The organism is Streptomyces sp. NPDC005811, from assembly GCF_040630405.1.
GTDB lineage: Bacteria > Actinomycetota > Actinomycetes > Streptomycetales > Streptomycetaceae > Streptomyces.
In genome coordinates, this window is record NZ_JBEXXK010000064.1 from 52603 (window position 1) to 65581 (window position 12979).

Annotated in this window: 9 protein-coding genes; 5 read left to right on the forward strand and 4 right to left on the reverse strand. The window is 67.8% G+C overall.

What is annotated here, in order from left to right; translation table 11 throughout:
* Positions 1-262 precede the first annotated feature (262 nt).
* The 5 genes from ABZ490_RS44045 to ABZ490_RS44065 all read left to right on the forward strand — a co-directional run bounded on the left by ABZ490_RS44045 (position 263) and on the right by ABZ490_RS44065 (position 6777).
* Positions 263-1390, forward strand: coding sequence for a sporulation protein (locus ABZ490_RS44045; protein WP_359003716.1), 1128 nt, complete (start codon positions 263-265; stop codon positions 1388-1390).
* 348 nt (positions 1391-1738) lie between these two features.
* Positions 1739-2206, forward strand: a complete 468-nt coding sequence (locus ABZ490_RS44050) for a hypothetical protein (RefSeq protein WP_359003719.1) — start codon at positions 1739-1741, stop codon at positions 2204-2206.
* A gap of 1106 nt (positions 2207-3312) precedes the next feature.
* On the forward strand, positions 3313-4542 hold the full coding sequence (locus ABZ490_RS44055) for a hypothetical protein (protein WP_359003722.1): 1230 nt from the start codon (positions 3313-3315) through the stop codon (positions 4540-4542).
* A 211-nt stretch (positions 4543-4753) separates the two neighbouring features.
* Entirely contained in the window at positions 4754-5902 is a 1149-nt protein-coding gene (locus ABZ490_RS44060) for a fructose-specific PTS transporter subunit EIIC (protein ID WP_359003725.1), read from the forward strand.
* Between the two features lie 179 nt (positions 5903-6081).
* Complete coding sequence (locus ABZ490_RS44065) at positions 6082-6777, forward strand: hypothetical protein (RefSeq protein ID WP_359003728.1); 696 nt, start codon at positions 6082-6084, stop codon at positions 6775-6777.
* Positions 6778-7262: 485 nt separating this feature from the next.
* Here the strand turns inward: ABZ490_RS44065 and ABZ490_RS44070 are convergent, their stop codons facing one another.
* From ABZ490_RS44070 to ABZ490_RS44085, 4 genes are all read right to left on the reverse strand, one after another.
* Complete coding sequence (locus ABZ490_RS44070; protein ID WP_359003731.1) at positions 7263-9626, reverse strand: LuxR C-terminal-related transcriptional regulator; 2364 nt, start codon at positions 9624-9626, stop codon at positions 7263-7265.
* Between the two features lie 355 nt (positions 9627-9981).
* On the reverse strand, positions 9982-10773 hold the full coding sequence (locus tag ABZ490_RS44075; RefSeq protein WP_359003734.1) for a hypothetical protein: 792 nt from the start codon (positions 10771-10773) through the stop codon (positions 9982-9984).
* The gene (locus ABZ490_RS44080) at positions 10770-10925 is read right to left on the reverse strand and encodes a hypothetical protein (protein WP_359003737.1); all 156 of its coding nucleotides are present in this window, start codon (positions 10923-10925) and stop codon (positions 10770-10772) included. The genes ABZ490_RS44075 and ABZ490_RS44080 overlap by 4 nt, the downstream gene beginning before the upstream one ends.
* A gap of 139 nt (positions 10926-11064) precedes the next feature.
* Positions 11065-12048, reverse strand: a complete 984-nt coding sequence (locus tag ABZ490_RS44085) for a hypothetical protein (protein WP_359003752.1) — start codon at positions 12046-12048, stop codon at positions 11065-11067.
* Between the last annotated feature and the right edge of the window lie 931 nt (positions 12049-12979).

Below are 12979 nucleotides of genomic sequence, written 5' to 3' on the forward strand. Positions count from 1 at the left end.
AGTGCCAGGCACACCACGACGGTCCCACGGCCCAAACGAGGAGCTGGAGCGCCTCATCAAGGCGTCCGGCGCCAGTCACAAGTCGCTCGCCTACCGGGTCAACCAGATCGCCCGGGAGTTAGGGCAGGACACGAAATACGGTCATACAAGTGTCTCCAATTGGGTGAATCTCGGAATGATCCCGAGAGCCCCCGTTCCCCGATATCTGGCCGCTGCGCTGGCAGAACGCCTCGGACGGGCGGTCTCGGTCGAGGAACTCGGCATGTATGAGCGTCAACGCGGCAAAGGTGACCTGGGGTTGGATTTCCCCCGCGATCCCTCCGACGCGATCAGCGTCGCCGCGACCTTCTGGAGAACCGTGGACCGCCGACACTTCCTCAGCAACGGCTTCGCCGTCTCCGCCTTCACCACCCCCGTCACCCGCTGGCTCACCCAGCCCGCGGACGCCGCCACCGCCCACCAGGGCGGCCGGCGCGTCGGCCGCAGCGACCTGACCGAGCTGTGGCACGCCGCCGACGAGGCCCGCCTGTGGGACTCCAAGTTCGGCGGAGGGAACTGGAAGACCAGCTCCGTCACCGAATGCCTGCGCCTGCGCGCCGCTCCCCTGCTCTCCGGCACCTACACCGAGGCCATCGGCAAAGAGCTCTTCGCCGCCACCTCCGAACTCTCCCGCGTCGCGGGCTGGGCGGCCTTCGACGCCGGCCGCCACGAAGAGGCACAGCGCCACTTCGTCCAAGCGCTCCGCCTGGCCAGGGCCGCCGGTGACGTGCAGGCCGGCGCCTACGTGCTGACCACGATCGCCCTGCAGACCATGCTCCGCGGATTCCCGCACGAAGCCGCCGACATGGCCGAGGGCGCCTACGAGCGGGCCAGGCACACCGCCGCACCGCGGGTCCTGGCCTTCGCCAAACTGGCCGAGGCCCGCGCCTACGGCCGCGCCGGCGACGCGAAGGCCGCCGCGGCCGCACTCACGTGTTCCGAGGACCTGCTCGGCTCGATCCGCCCCGGCAGCGACGACGACCCCGAATGGCTGTCGTACTTCACGCACGCCCGGCTCGCCACGGACGCCACCGAGATCTACTGCGACCTCGGCCAGCCCCAGGCCGCCATCGCCTGGAACGAGCAGGCCGACGCCATGCCTCCCGGACGCTTCACCCGCGCCGTCGGCATCCGGCTGTCGGTCCTGGCCAGCACCCACCTTCAGGACGGAGACCTCGAACAGAGCCTCCACGTCGGCTCCCGCGCCCTAGACGTCCTGCGCACGGTGTCCTCGACCAGGGCCCACGGCTACCTCCACAGCCTCACCACCGACCTCGAACCGTGGAAGAAGGACAACGCCGAAGTATCCGAGTTCATCGGCAGGGCACGAAACGAACTCGCCGCGGCCTGAGGGCGCATGGAGGGGCTTGCTCAGACGTGGTGTCTCAGGAGGTTGGTTCCATGGCGTCGTCAAATCTAGCCGCTAAAGCCCAGCTTGGGGCCGGGATGCGCTGCTGCCGCCAGCCGCCGCGCCAAGGGCCACGCCTTCGCCCGCTGAGGGTTACTGGCCCGTGAAGATTCCCAGCACCCTGCTAAAGCAAGCGCCCCCCTGGTTCCCCCCCAACGCCCCAGAACATGCCACGACCGCAGCCCGGTGGAACGAGCCATCCGCATCGTCCATCGAACTCTGACCGCACCGGGTCTGCCGGACGAGGTAGCCCTACCTCTGCCGAGGTCAGGCAGGGCTACCCTCCCGGGCATGACCGTCCTCGCTGTGAGCCTCAACGTTGTCGCCGCCGTCCTTGAACTCGCGGGAGTCGTCCTGACCGTTATCGACATCCGCGGTGCTCGTCGGCGCCTCGCCGGCTATCTGCATCGCACGCGCACCGTGTACGCATCGGGCAGAGTCACCGCCTCGGCGTCCATCGATCTCACCGTGACTCGCGCCAACTCAACACTTGAGGAGCGCATTGACGATCTGGAGACCCGGCAGCGAAATCTCCCTGCCGAACTGGACGCGCTGGAGAAGCGGATCGTCGAACGCCTGAGTAGTCAGTTCAGCGGCGCGCTGAAGACCACGGAACAGACCATCAACGACGAGCTCACAGGGCTGAGGGACTACATAGCGGGAAGAGAGGACCGCTGGTGGCCTTCGTACCGGGGGCCGATCATCCTCGTGGGTGGCATCCTCGTCGGCTTGGCGGGCAACATCGCCTCCAGCCTCTGACCGCCCTCGCGAAGCCCTCGACGCGAGCGAACATGTCAGCGGTCCCCCGTCGCCGACAGCTACCACATGACACCGCCAGCCGACGGATCATCGGCAGCCTGGGGAGCAACCGCCTGGTACTTCCAGGCGTACGCGTGACACCAACCTCACGAGGCAGCACAGCTGGTCAGTAGTGCGGTCGATGCAAGCCTACGCACCCGGTCGTGTCGGTCTGCGCCTGGACCAGCCTGTTCAGCGCATCGATGCACGGTTACGCAGCTGTGCCCAGCGGCATCGCGGCAGCAACTTGCTGGAGACGTTCGTGCACAGCCGGGAAGATGCCCAAGCGCCCTCGGCTTGCTCGGAAACCGTTCGGCCGAACCGTTTCGGTGTTCCCAATCAGCGTTTGATGCCTCCGCGGATAGCAAGGAGGCCGAGGGCAAGGAGGGTGGGCTTGGTTCCTTCGCGCCAGGCAGGTGGGCACATGCGCCGCCTGCCACAAGCAGGGGTGAGCAGGTGGGGCCAGGGCCTGTCGGTTGCCGCCCTTACTGAGCGGCGCGGCCATTGGCTCCACAACGCGCGCCCTCCGGCAGGAGCGCCTGCCAGGGCTGATTCGCCAGCGCGAACGGCTCAAACATCCCACCGTGACGTTGCCCAGATCACATTCGGCCGCCGCCATCTCCACAGTGGGTAAATCTACTCAATGACATAACCGACCAAAAGCCGCATGTCTTCGGCTCGTAGCGATCCAGCTAGGCATCTACCTCGTAGCCCCCGTAGAAGTACGCGATAGCCCTAAGCGGGCTCGCCCGAGATTCTTCTTTTGGGAACGCACCGGGGTCGGATCCGACGGCGAGGGCCACACAGTCCTCGCGGAAGGCCCGCACCCAGACGTCTGCGGCCACTCCCCCGAAGGCACCCGCCCATGTGCCTGCGGGCGGGCCGCCGAAGGCGGCGGGTCGCAGCAGTGCGGGCGACCGCTCTTGCCCAGGTGTCCAGTGAGGCGAATGACGCGCAGGCCTTAAGACGCGACGGCTTCTCCGCGCCCTGCGGGGATTGGCGGCGTGCGGAGCCGCACGGAAGGTGCATGCGCATTCTCCGACACACCTACAACAAAGGAAGAAGACATGAAACTGAGAACGAAGCGCGTCGTCCTGGCGGCGGTCGGGACTCTCGCCACGGTGGTCGTACCTCTGGCGGGGGCGACTTCCTCGTGGGCGAGCGATGCGTCGCCCACCACGGCCCAGCACGGGCTGAGCCAGGCGCAGTGGAAGGGCATCAACGCGGTCGCCACGTCGCAGCATGCTCTCGGCGTCTTCGGCAACGGCACATCCACTCCGGTGGTGACGCTGCCCGCTGGCACGTCAGCGAGCGAGAAGGCCAAGGCCACCGCGGACGTGCCGGACGGAGTGAAGGCCGCCGTCAAGATCAGCAGGTTCACCAAGAAGCAGGTGGATCAGCTCCAGGATTCCGTCCTGAATGTCAAGCAAAACAAGGACGTGGCGAAGTACGACTTCGGCGCGTTCTATGACGGCCAGGCGGACCAGGTAATGATCAACACCGACGCCCCCAAGTCCGTCGTGGACTCACTGGAGAAGACCTACGGCAACAAGGTCACGGTCCTCAAGACGCGCTTCGAGCAGCAGGAAACGCGATACAACGACACAAGTCCCTACTGGGGAGGCACCTCGGTCGGCGACATCAACGCAGACGAGTACGGATCTTGCACGTCTGGCTACAAGATCCACGTCGGTAATACCTACTACATGACCTCGGCGGGGCACTGCTTCGGCCTCAACGTCGACATCTTCCAGACGAGCTTCGCCGGCTACAACATCATGCAGGACAACGGCGTCAACAGGAAGATCGGAACGATCGGGAGAACGGGAACGCACCTCGACGTCGCCGCGTACACCGGCAGAACATACGGCAGCGGCATCTTCACCGGCACGTACAGCGACGCCTCGACCGGAAGGACGGTCATCGGCCTGGGTCCCATGTATCGGGGTCTGCATGTCTGCGTGAGCGGCAGGACGACGCTGGCCCACTGCAACCACCCGATCACCTCTACCAGCTACGGCTTCACCTGGTACCTCCACGGAGTCCCACACACCACGGCCCCTGTGGACGGCTTCACGTACGACGCGGGCCAGACTCCCCCCACCCAGGCTGGTGACTCGGGTGCGCCCGTCTACCAGCCCATCTCTGCCAGCCAGGCGCTTGCCGTCGGCAGCCACTCCGGCCTGACCACGTGGCTCCAGCCCGCGACCAACCACGGCTGCGGTTGCTATCTGCACCGGATGTACGGAGTCAAGTTCGGTTCGGTCCTCAGCCAGTGGGGTGCCGGCCTGAACTGAGGGCGTCGCCCCCGGTAGCGGCGCACCCGGTGTCAGCGCGCCACTCGCCATGGCCGCGCCGAGCCTCGAAGGGTGCCGGCTGCCCTCACAAAGACAGCCGACACCCGCCCTCCGGCCCGTTTCGCGTCGGACGCAACAAGTACATCCGCGCCGTCCCTGTGGGCGGTACTGCATACCCTGGAGCTTGACCATGTCCCTCACCATGGCCCCAATGGACCAGCACTCCGTCTCGGACGGCCGTGCCGGCACCCGGCTCGGCCGGTGGCTGACCGCGGGAACCGGCCAACTGGCCACGTTGACCGCCCTCGGCGGCCTCCTCGTCGCACTCGCCTACGCCCTCGGCGGCTGGGAGATCATCAGGGCCGTGGTCGACCCGACGGGTCGACAGTTCTCCTGGCTGCAATCGGAGAGCTGGGCCGCGGTACTGCTGAAATCCGGCAACCTCGCACTGACTCTTCTCGGCCTGGCCGTCGCCCTCTACACCGCCTACGGCATCGCCGGCCGCCCAGCACTGATCCCCGCCCTCATCAGCGGCCTCACCGCGATGACCATAAACACCGGATACCTCGGCGGACTGGCCGCCGGTCTGATCGTGGGCGTCACCACGAGAGGCCTGCGGAGAATCACTGTCCCGCCCAAGTGGCATCCGCTCATGACCCGGGCGGTCATCCCGCTGGTGACGACCCTGTTCACCGCGGTGGTGTTTTTCTACGGAGCTGTCCAGCCGCTGCTCGGCCGACTCTACGAGTGGCTGTACAACAAGATGGTCATCCTGGAACTCAGCGACCACCACCTGTGGCTCGGCGTGGTCATCGGCCTGGTGGTCTGCTCCGACCTCGGTGGCGCCATCTACAGGATCGCCTTCGGCTTCGCTGTCGCTGGCATTGCTTCGGAGCGTCCCATCCCGGACCACCTGACCTTCATGGCCGTGGTGGTGGCGGCCGGCATGGTCCCGGCCCTGGGCCTGTCCCTGGCCACCCTGGTGCGCCGCAAGGCGTTCACTCCCGCCGAGCGCGGTTATGGAACGGTGGCCTGGATCCTCGGCCTGGCCGGCATTCCCGAGGGCGCGGTCCCCTTCGCGCTCGCCGATCCACTGCGGGTGATCCCCGCGGCTATGGCCGGCGGTGCCGTCACCGGTGTGCTGACCATGCTCCTCGGCCCCACCATGGCCATCCCCCGCGCCGGGGTGTTCGCTGCCGACCAACTCGGCAAGCCGCTGCTGTTCGCTGCCGCTATCGCCGCCGGCGCTGTGGTAACGGCCGGACTGACCATCGGCCTGAAGTGCCTGCGCAGGGAGCAGAGCCCGGTGCGCCCGAGTGCCACCGCCGCTTCTCGCGCCAAGGTAGCCCTGCCTAACTGAGACCTCCCATCGCCGGTTCCCCACGGCCGGGCCATACCTTCCATGGCCTGCCCGGCTTCCCTTGACTCCGATTTTGCGAAAATGCGAAATCCGAATCGGGGACCTGCATTACCAATTTCACCCGAATGCGCGGCGGAATTCCCCGCAAGCGCTACCCAGAGAATAGAGCGAGGGTTCACATGAGAAAGAACATTTCCAGGGCGCTTCTGGTAGGCACCGTCCTGTCCGCGACGGTCGCCCTCGGCGTCGGCCCTTCCTTCGCCGAGATGGACCCGGCCGCAGCGGGCATCAGCGATGCCGACTGGCAGCGAGTCGTCGAGATCGGCGACTACAACGGCGCCCTCGTGGAGTACGTGGACAACGCGGGCCAGCCCATCATGGTGTTCACGGGCGGCAAGGTCCCCGACCAGCTGCAGTGGCCCGCAGACTTCACCGGCTTCGACAACCCCGATCTCACCTTCTACGGGGAGTACAGCCAGTTCGCGAGCAACGACCAGGTGTCCACGATCACTGACGCCGTCACCACGCAGGTGGCGAACGCCGGCTACAACGTCGGGGTGACGTACGACAACGACACGGACCAGATCGATGTGATCACTCTCGCCCCGTCCTCGGTCACCAGCGCGCTGGTCACCCAGTACGGCAACAAGATCCACATCGCTGCGGCGGACCCCTCGCAGCAGACTCAGACCCCCAGCGGCACCGCACACGGTCACACGAAGAAGCACACGCCCAAGAAGCACAAGGCCAAGAAGAACGCTGCCAAGAAGCACACGGCGAAGAAGCACACAACGGCAGCCAAGAAGGCAGCCGGTGCTGCGCCTGCACAGCAGGAGCCGGCCAAGGTCGTCCTCAAGCTGGCCCCTCAGCAGTGACGCTTCGCCACACGGTGTCGGGCCACAGGGCGGTAGCGCCGCGCGGTGTGTGCGTGAGGCGGGTGAGGGCAGCAGAGCTCGGCAGGGTCTGAGTTGTTCGGGGCAGGTGCCCGGCTGGGATGTCCCTGGCCGGGCACCTGCCTGTCTCGGGCAGTTCTGGTTCGCCCCTCTCCCCTGGCCAGCTGACGGAGGCGTCGGCCTGGCCGGGACAGCGAGACACACTGACGATCTATCGCTGACAACCGAGTGGCCCGGTCTGCCACCTCGCCCTTCCTGTGACCATTCTCGCCAGAAGGGCACGGTGGAACTGCGCCATCGCTCCGAGTCGGCTCGGACGAGGCGTGGACGAAGCCGATTCCACAACGAGTGGTGATCCGGGACGATGATCCCGCGATTGAGCATGATCACCCCGTCATCGAGGCGTACGGCACGTCCAGCAACTCGAGATTCGTACGCCGAGGTTCCCCGGGCTACGAGTTGAGACCTCAGGCAGCATGCTCAACCGCAGAAGAGCCTTGCCCATTCGGACGCCTCCCCGTACCTCCTGGCCTTCCCTCCACCGGCTGTCTCTCCGGCTCGTCTTCCCAGTTCATGACCCACCAGGTGGCGATCTGGGACCGGCATTCGACGCCGAGCTTGGCCAGGATGCGCTGGACGTGGCCGTCGACCGTACGCGTGGAGAGCCCTAGCCTGGTGGCGGTCTGTCGGTTGGTCATGCCGTCGGCCACCAGTGCGGCCACATCTCGTTCCCGGCGGGTCAGCGGGCAGACTGCGGCAGCCTGGGTGGCTTGATCGCTTTCGGTGGCGGTCTCCAGGGCGAACGCGATGACCGAGGCGAGGCTGTTGCAGCGGCCCCCTTCTGCAAGAGCCTTCGCATACTCCGCCGGGCCCAGCGCGCCCATCACCTCTGTGTGGCAATGCTCACGGTGACCTGCGATCTGCGGAAATGCGGTAATGGCAGTGCCGGCATCCCGGCACAGGGCATCCACGGCGCCCATCAGCCAGGCCGCCCGCCCATGGCCGCCGCGCCGGGCGGTGGTCCAGGCAAGCAGTTCCAGCATCGCTGCGGTCTTCGTGTAATCCCTGAAGGTCCTTATCTTGTCCAGTGCGGCTCGGGCCAGAGCCTCGGCTTCCTGCCCGTCATCACGTTCCCAGGCCTTGTAACCAAGCGACAGCAGCAGTTGGGCATACCCCCACCGGTCACCGCTCGTCTCCGCCGCAGCTACCACCTGCCTGCCGGTCTCCGCCGCACGGGGGTCTCCGGCACAAGTCTGGGCGCAGGCCAGTGCGAGCAACCAGACGGCTGCTCCGGCCTCATCGCCCAGCGCGACCAGGCGGGCCCTCGCCTCCTCGTAGCGGGACATGCTCTCTTCCAGTTGGCCCCGGTAATGCGCCGACACGCCACGACCGCCCCATACACGGGCCCGCACCATCGGGTCACCCACTTGCTCGCCCACTATGTCGGCCTCATCCAGCCACCGGTCGGCCGCGACCAGATCGCCTTGCGTCTGCGCCACCCAGGCTGCGGCGCAAAGCGCCTGTCCCCTCACCGACGTGGGCTCGGGTGCGGCCGCCAGCGCCCGGTCGAGCTGACGGCGCCCCTCGCCGACGTATCCGTCGACAACCCAGTGGGATGTCAACGCGGCGGCCAGCGCGAGCCTGGCCTGCGGGTCGGCATCGTAGTCCAAGGCAGCCAGCAGGTTCGCGTGCTCGGCTCGCAGCCGGCCCGCGGTCTCCCCCTGACCGTGGCAAGGCCACGCCTTGCCAGCCCCAGCGGCCACGGCGAGGAAGTAGTCGTGGTGCCGCCGCAGCAGCGTTTCTTGTTCACCCGACTCAACGAGGCGTTCCCGTCCGTACTGCCGGATCGTCTCCAGCAGCCGGTAGCGCGGTGGACCTGCGGCCTCGGTTGTCAGCACCACCACGGACTGCGCGACCAACTGGTCCAGCAGGTCCAGTACCTCGTGCGTCGCGATGCCCTCCCCTGTGCAGACGGTCTCGGCTGCGTCCAGGCAGAAACTCCCTGCGAAGACCGACAGCCGGTTCCACAGCAGCCGCTCGGCCGGGGAGCACAGGTCCCAGCTCCAGTCGACCATCGCACGCAGGGTTCGCTGCCGCGGCAGCGCGCTCCGGCAGCCACTGGTCAGGAGTGCGAACCGGTCCTTGAGCCGGTCCGTCGTCTGCTCCACGGTCAAGGTCCGCAGCCGGGAGGTGGCCAACTCGATCGCCAGGGGCAGCCACTCCAGTTCGGCGCACAACCGGGAGACCTGGGCCCGGTTAGCGTCGCTGACCTGGAAATCCGGTCGGACGGCGGCGGCACGGTCGTGCAGCAGTTCGACCGCCTCGTCCGGGCTCAACGGATGCACGGTGAACACATGCTCGCCGGTGACGCCCAGCGTCTGGCGGCTGGTTGCCATGATGCGCAGCTCAGCGGCGGCCCGCAGCAGCGTCCTGACCAGCTCGGTGCACGCATCGAGGAGGTGTTCACAGTTGTCCAGCACGATCAGTACCTGCCGTCTGGCCATATATGCCGCCAGATCCTGCAGCACTGGCCGGGCACCGAGATCCGGCCCGCCCACCGCAGTCACCACCGCGCGTGCCACCGCTGACGGTTCCCTCACCGCAGCCAGATCCACCACCCACACCCCGTCCGCGAAACCCCTGCCGCATGCCCTGGCCGCCTCTAGGGCCAGCCGCGTCTTGCCCACCCCGCCCACCCCGGTCAGCGTCAGCAAGCGCGTCTTGTCCAGCATGCGGCGGACCTCGGCGAGCTCCCGCCCCCGACCGACAAAAGAGGTCAAAGCGGCAGGCATATTCCCCGCATCGGCCATCACGCTGGTCGTGACCGTCATGTTCGTTGCACCGGCATTCATGTTGGACAGGGCAAGAGCCCGCTGTGTGACATCTCATCAGCCGCGCCACGTCCACTCCGTCCGGGCACCGGGCCAAGGCATCGCCGCCTGGCCAGTGCGGCAACTCCGACCTGGTGGAGATCTCCTGCCCGGCTGGGACGATCAACGGAGAAGGGCACTGCGCTGTGCACCATACACATACGTAGATGAACAGTAGGTATCTTTTCCAAACGCATGTCAACATGACCGAACATGATCATTTCGGTTCGCTGCACCGCAGGGGGAGGCGCCACGCCCCAGCTGCGTACGCGTCCGTGAGGCGCAGCGGCGTAAGCGCGGCCGCCGTGCAGAGGCGTCAGCCGCGCTGACCAAGCCCGATGCCCGCCTCCGGGATCCCGGCCGCCTTGTGGGAGGGCCGGTCCATGTACACCGACACCCGCCCTTGCCCGTCCGGGACGGTCAGCACGGTCACGTTCGAGGACCAGCCCTCCACGAACGCGGCGACCTTGTACGGGCCGTCCATGCTCGCGGCGCGGGCCAGGTCGGCATCGCTGTCCACGAACACCGTGCCCCGCCCGCCGGAGTCTGCTCCGGACTGCACCACCAACCGCGCCGCCCCGACCTGGGCGCGCAGCTCGGCCAGGTCGGGCAGCCTGGCGTTGACGCGCACGCACGTGATCCGCGTCCGCTCCGGCACGCCGGCGGCCCGCAGCAGGGCGTCGAAGGCGGCCTTGTCCTCGACCGCGGCCCGCAGTCGGCCGTCGATCGCGGCGACGGTGCCGCCCGGACCCGCCCACCGGCGCAGCCGGTCGGTGGCGTACCAGGCGGCGATCACCGGCCGAGCCGCCAGCGTGCGCAGGAGCGCGGACGCCTCGGCGTCGACGGCCTGCATCCAGGCGTGCCGCTGCCCGGGCCCGCGCGCGCGGGTGCGGGTCTCGGCGGCCAGGACGGGGTCCGGCGCGGCATCGGACCAGCCGGGATAGCAGCAGGCCGCGACCGCCGGGGGCGGTGCGGGCCCGGTGTAGAGGGTGCGCATCGAGGCGCAGAACCGCTCGGCGGACACCAGCACCGGCCCGTCCAGGGCGCGGGCCAGGGCGCGGTCGGCCGCCTCGACCAGACCGGCGTCGACCAGAGGCTGCGGGGTCATGCGGCACGCTCCAGGGCGCCGGGCAGCCGGACCGGCCCGCAGGCAGCCGGGGCGGTGAGGAGGGTGTCGGCGATGACGGTGGCCATTTCCTCGGGCCGGTGCGCGGAGGTGTCGAGGACCAGCAGCCTGTGGTGGGCCTGCCTGCGGGGCACGTAACTCCAACGGCATCCCCACGTAGGCCGGCCGACCATTCTGTCGAGGAAGTCGGCAATGCACGAGCGCTAACACGGCAAAGGTGACCTGCGGGATTGGGATCTCAGAGCGGGAGACTCCTGGCCTGGTGCGTGAGCGTCAGTCCAGCCGGTGTTCGGGCTCCCCGAAATCCGGGCTGGTGAAATCTGTGACGGTGAAGCTCGGTCGAGGTGTGGGGGTGATGGTGGGGGCTCCTATGGCCTCCTGCAGGAAGGGCATGATGCCCCGATCCAGCAGGGCCGTCCTCCAGGCCTGATGGGCCAGGGCCAGCTCGTCGCCCGTTGCCCGCTGGATGTCTTGGCCTGATGTACGCAACGCGGTGATCATCAGGCCGACGACGGAGGCGACAATCGACGCCCCTGCTACAGCTCCGAAGATCCACCCGACGTTGAGCATGTCCCCTGCGACCCCTGCTTCAGGCTCCATCATTTTGAGGAGGTAACCGACAAGCACAAAGATCGCGGCGGCCGTTCCGCAGAGTACGGGGGTGAGTATGGCGGCGATTGCGACGCCACAGGCCAAGCGGTCCTTGGCCGTCTCCGAGACAAGCTTTCTATGCCGGATGGAGCGCGTCAGCGCCGGGCCGCGCAGGTCCGTTGGCCGCCTCGGCGAATGTCCCGCGCCCGCTGCACCTGCCGCCCCCGATACCTCCGGTCGTACATGCAAGCCGAGAAGCGCTGCCAACAGACGGCGCCCGTAGGACATCCGAAGCCACCGTCGCCGGGCAATTCCGTCGCCGGACCTGCGACCGCGCTGTTGCCCGGTGCCCAGGAGGGCCGCACCGAGCCGCCAGCCCAGCCCTGGTGCGGCACTCTGGTCGGGAGTGGCCAGGTGGGCGTCGGAGCGGGAATGGGCGGACCAGGCGGGGACGAACTCGGGGACCGTGGAGGGGGGAACGGGGACCCGATCGCGGGCCTCTTCGCGGATCCGAACGTAGTGCTGGTACTCGGTCGCTGCGGCAGCCGTGATGAGCGCGGTAGCGTTGAGCGCCATGGCGCGCAGTTGTTCGGGGTTGTGCCGACCGCTAATCGTGCTCAGCGCCTCGTCGAGGATCTGCTCGTATTCCTGACGGTCTTCGTGCATGAGGTACCGCGGGGAGCTGTTCACAGCCCGTCCTCCCCCAGCGCCGGGCTCTGCTGCCATTGTGGCTCGCGTCGACTGGTATAGCCGGAGCCCGATCCATCCGGCGGACCGCTGGGTAGGAGAGGGGTTCCCTGAGGCGTGGCCGAATCCGGAGTCCGGGGCCGGTCTGCGGAGAATGCGCCAGGGGCGGGATCCGGTGGCGTGGCGTCCACGACCGTAGCGGGCGGCACGGCCGAAGGTGTTGGCCGTGTGGTGGGCGGCGGGCTCCCCGTGGGGGCAGAGGGCTGGACCGTGTTATCGGATGTAGCGGGCGTCAGCTCGGTGGGGGAGGGCCCAGCGGACGGGCTGGCAGCCACCAAGGCAGCACTTTGCGTGTGGGCGGTGCCAGCACCGCCCACACCGGTGGCCGAAGGCAGCCCGGCTTCTTCGGCCGTCCCGGTCGGCGGCCGGTCCCCGGTCATCACCTCGTTCACCGTGTGAGCGCGGCCAAGTTGGGTGAGCAGCACAGGCGCCGACAACCCGACGACGAGCGCCGCGTACTTGCCGCTGATCTGCCCTGCGCTGCCCAACCCGAATGCGACAACGGCACCCAGCGCACTGTGCAAGATGGCGGCCACGGCATCAACGCCAGGATCGAAGTAGGCCTGGAACCGTGGGGCTTCCCCCCGGGCCGTCCCCCCAATGGTCGACCATCGATGGGCACGGCGGTCGGCCTGCCACATCAAGAACCGGGAGTACACGTCCAGGACTCCACGCAGCAGACCGCCTGTCGCCCCCAGCCCTATCAGCGTCAGGGCATCCACGTTCTCCCCCAGTGGTGACGGCGCTGGCGCCTAAGAGGTCCTAACAAAGGCGTTGTACGTGCCGGTAAGTGATCAGGCAGGTGGCGAGGCTGAGGAAGGCCTCGTGGATGTCGTCGCGTCGTTCCCAG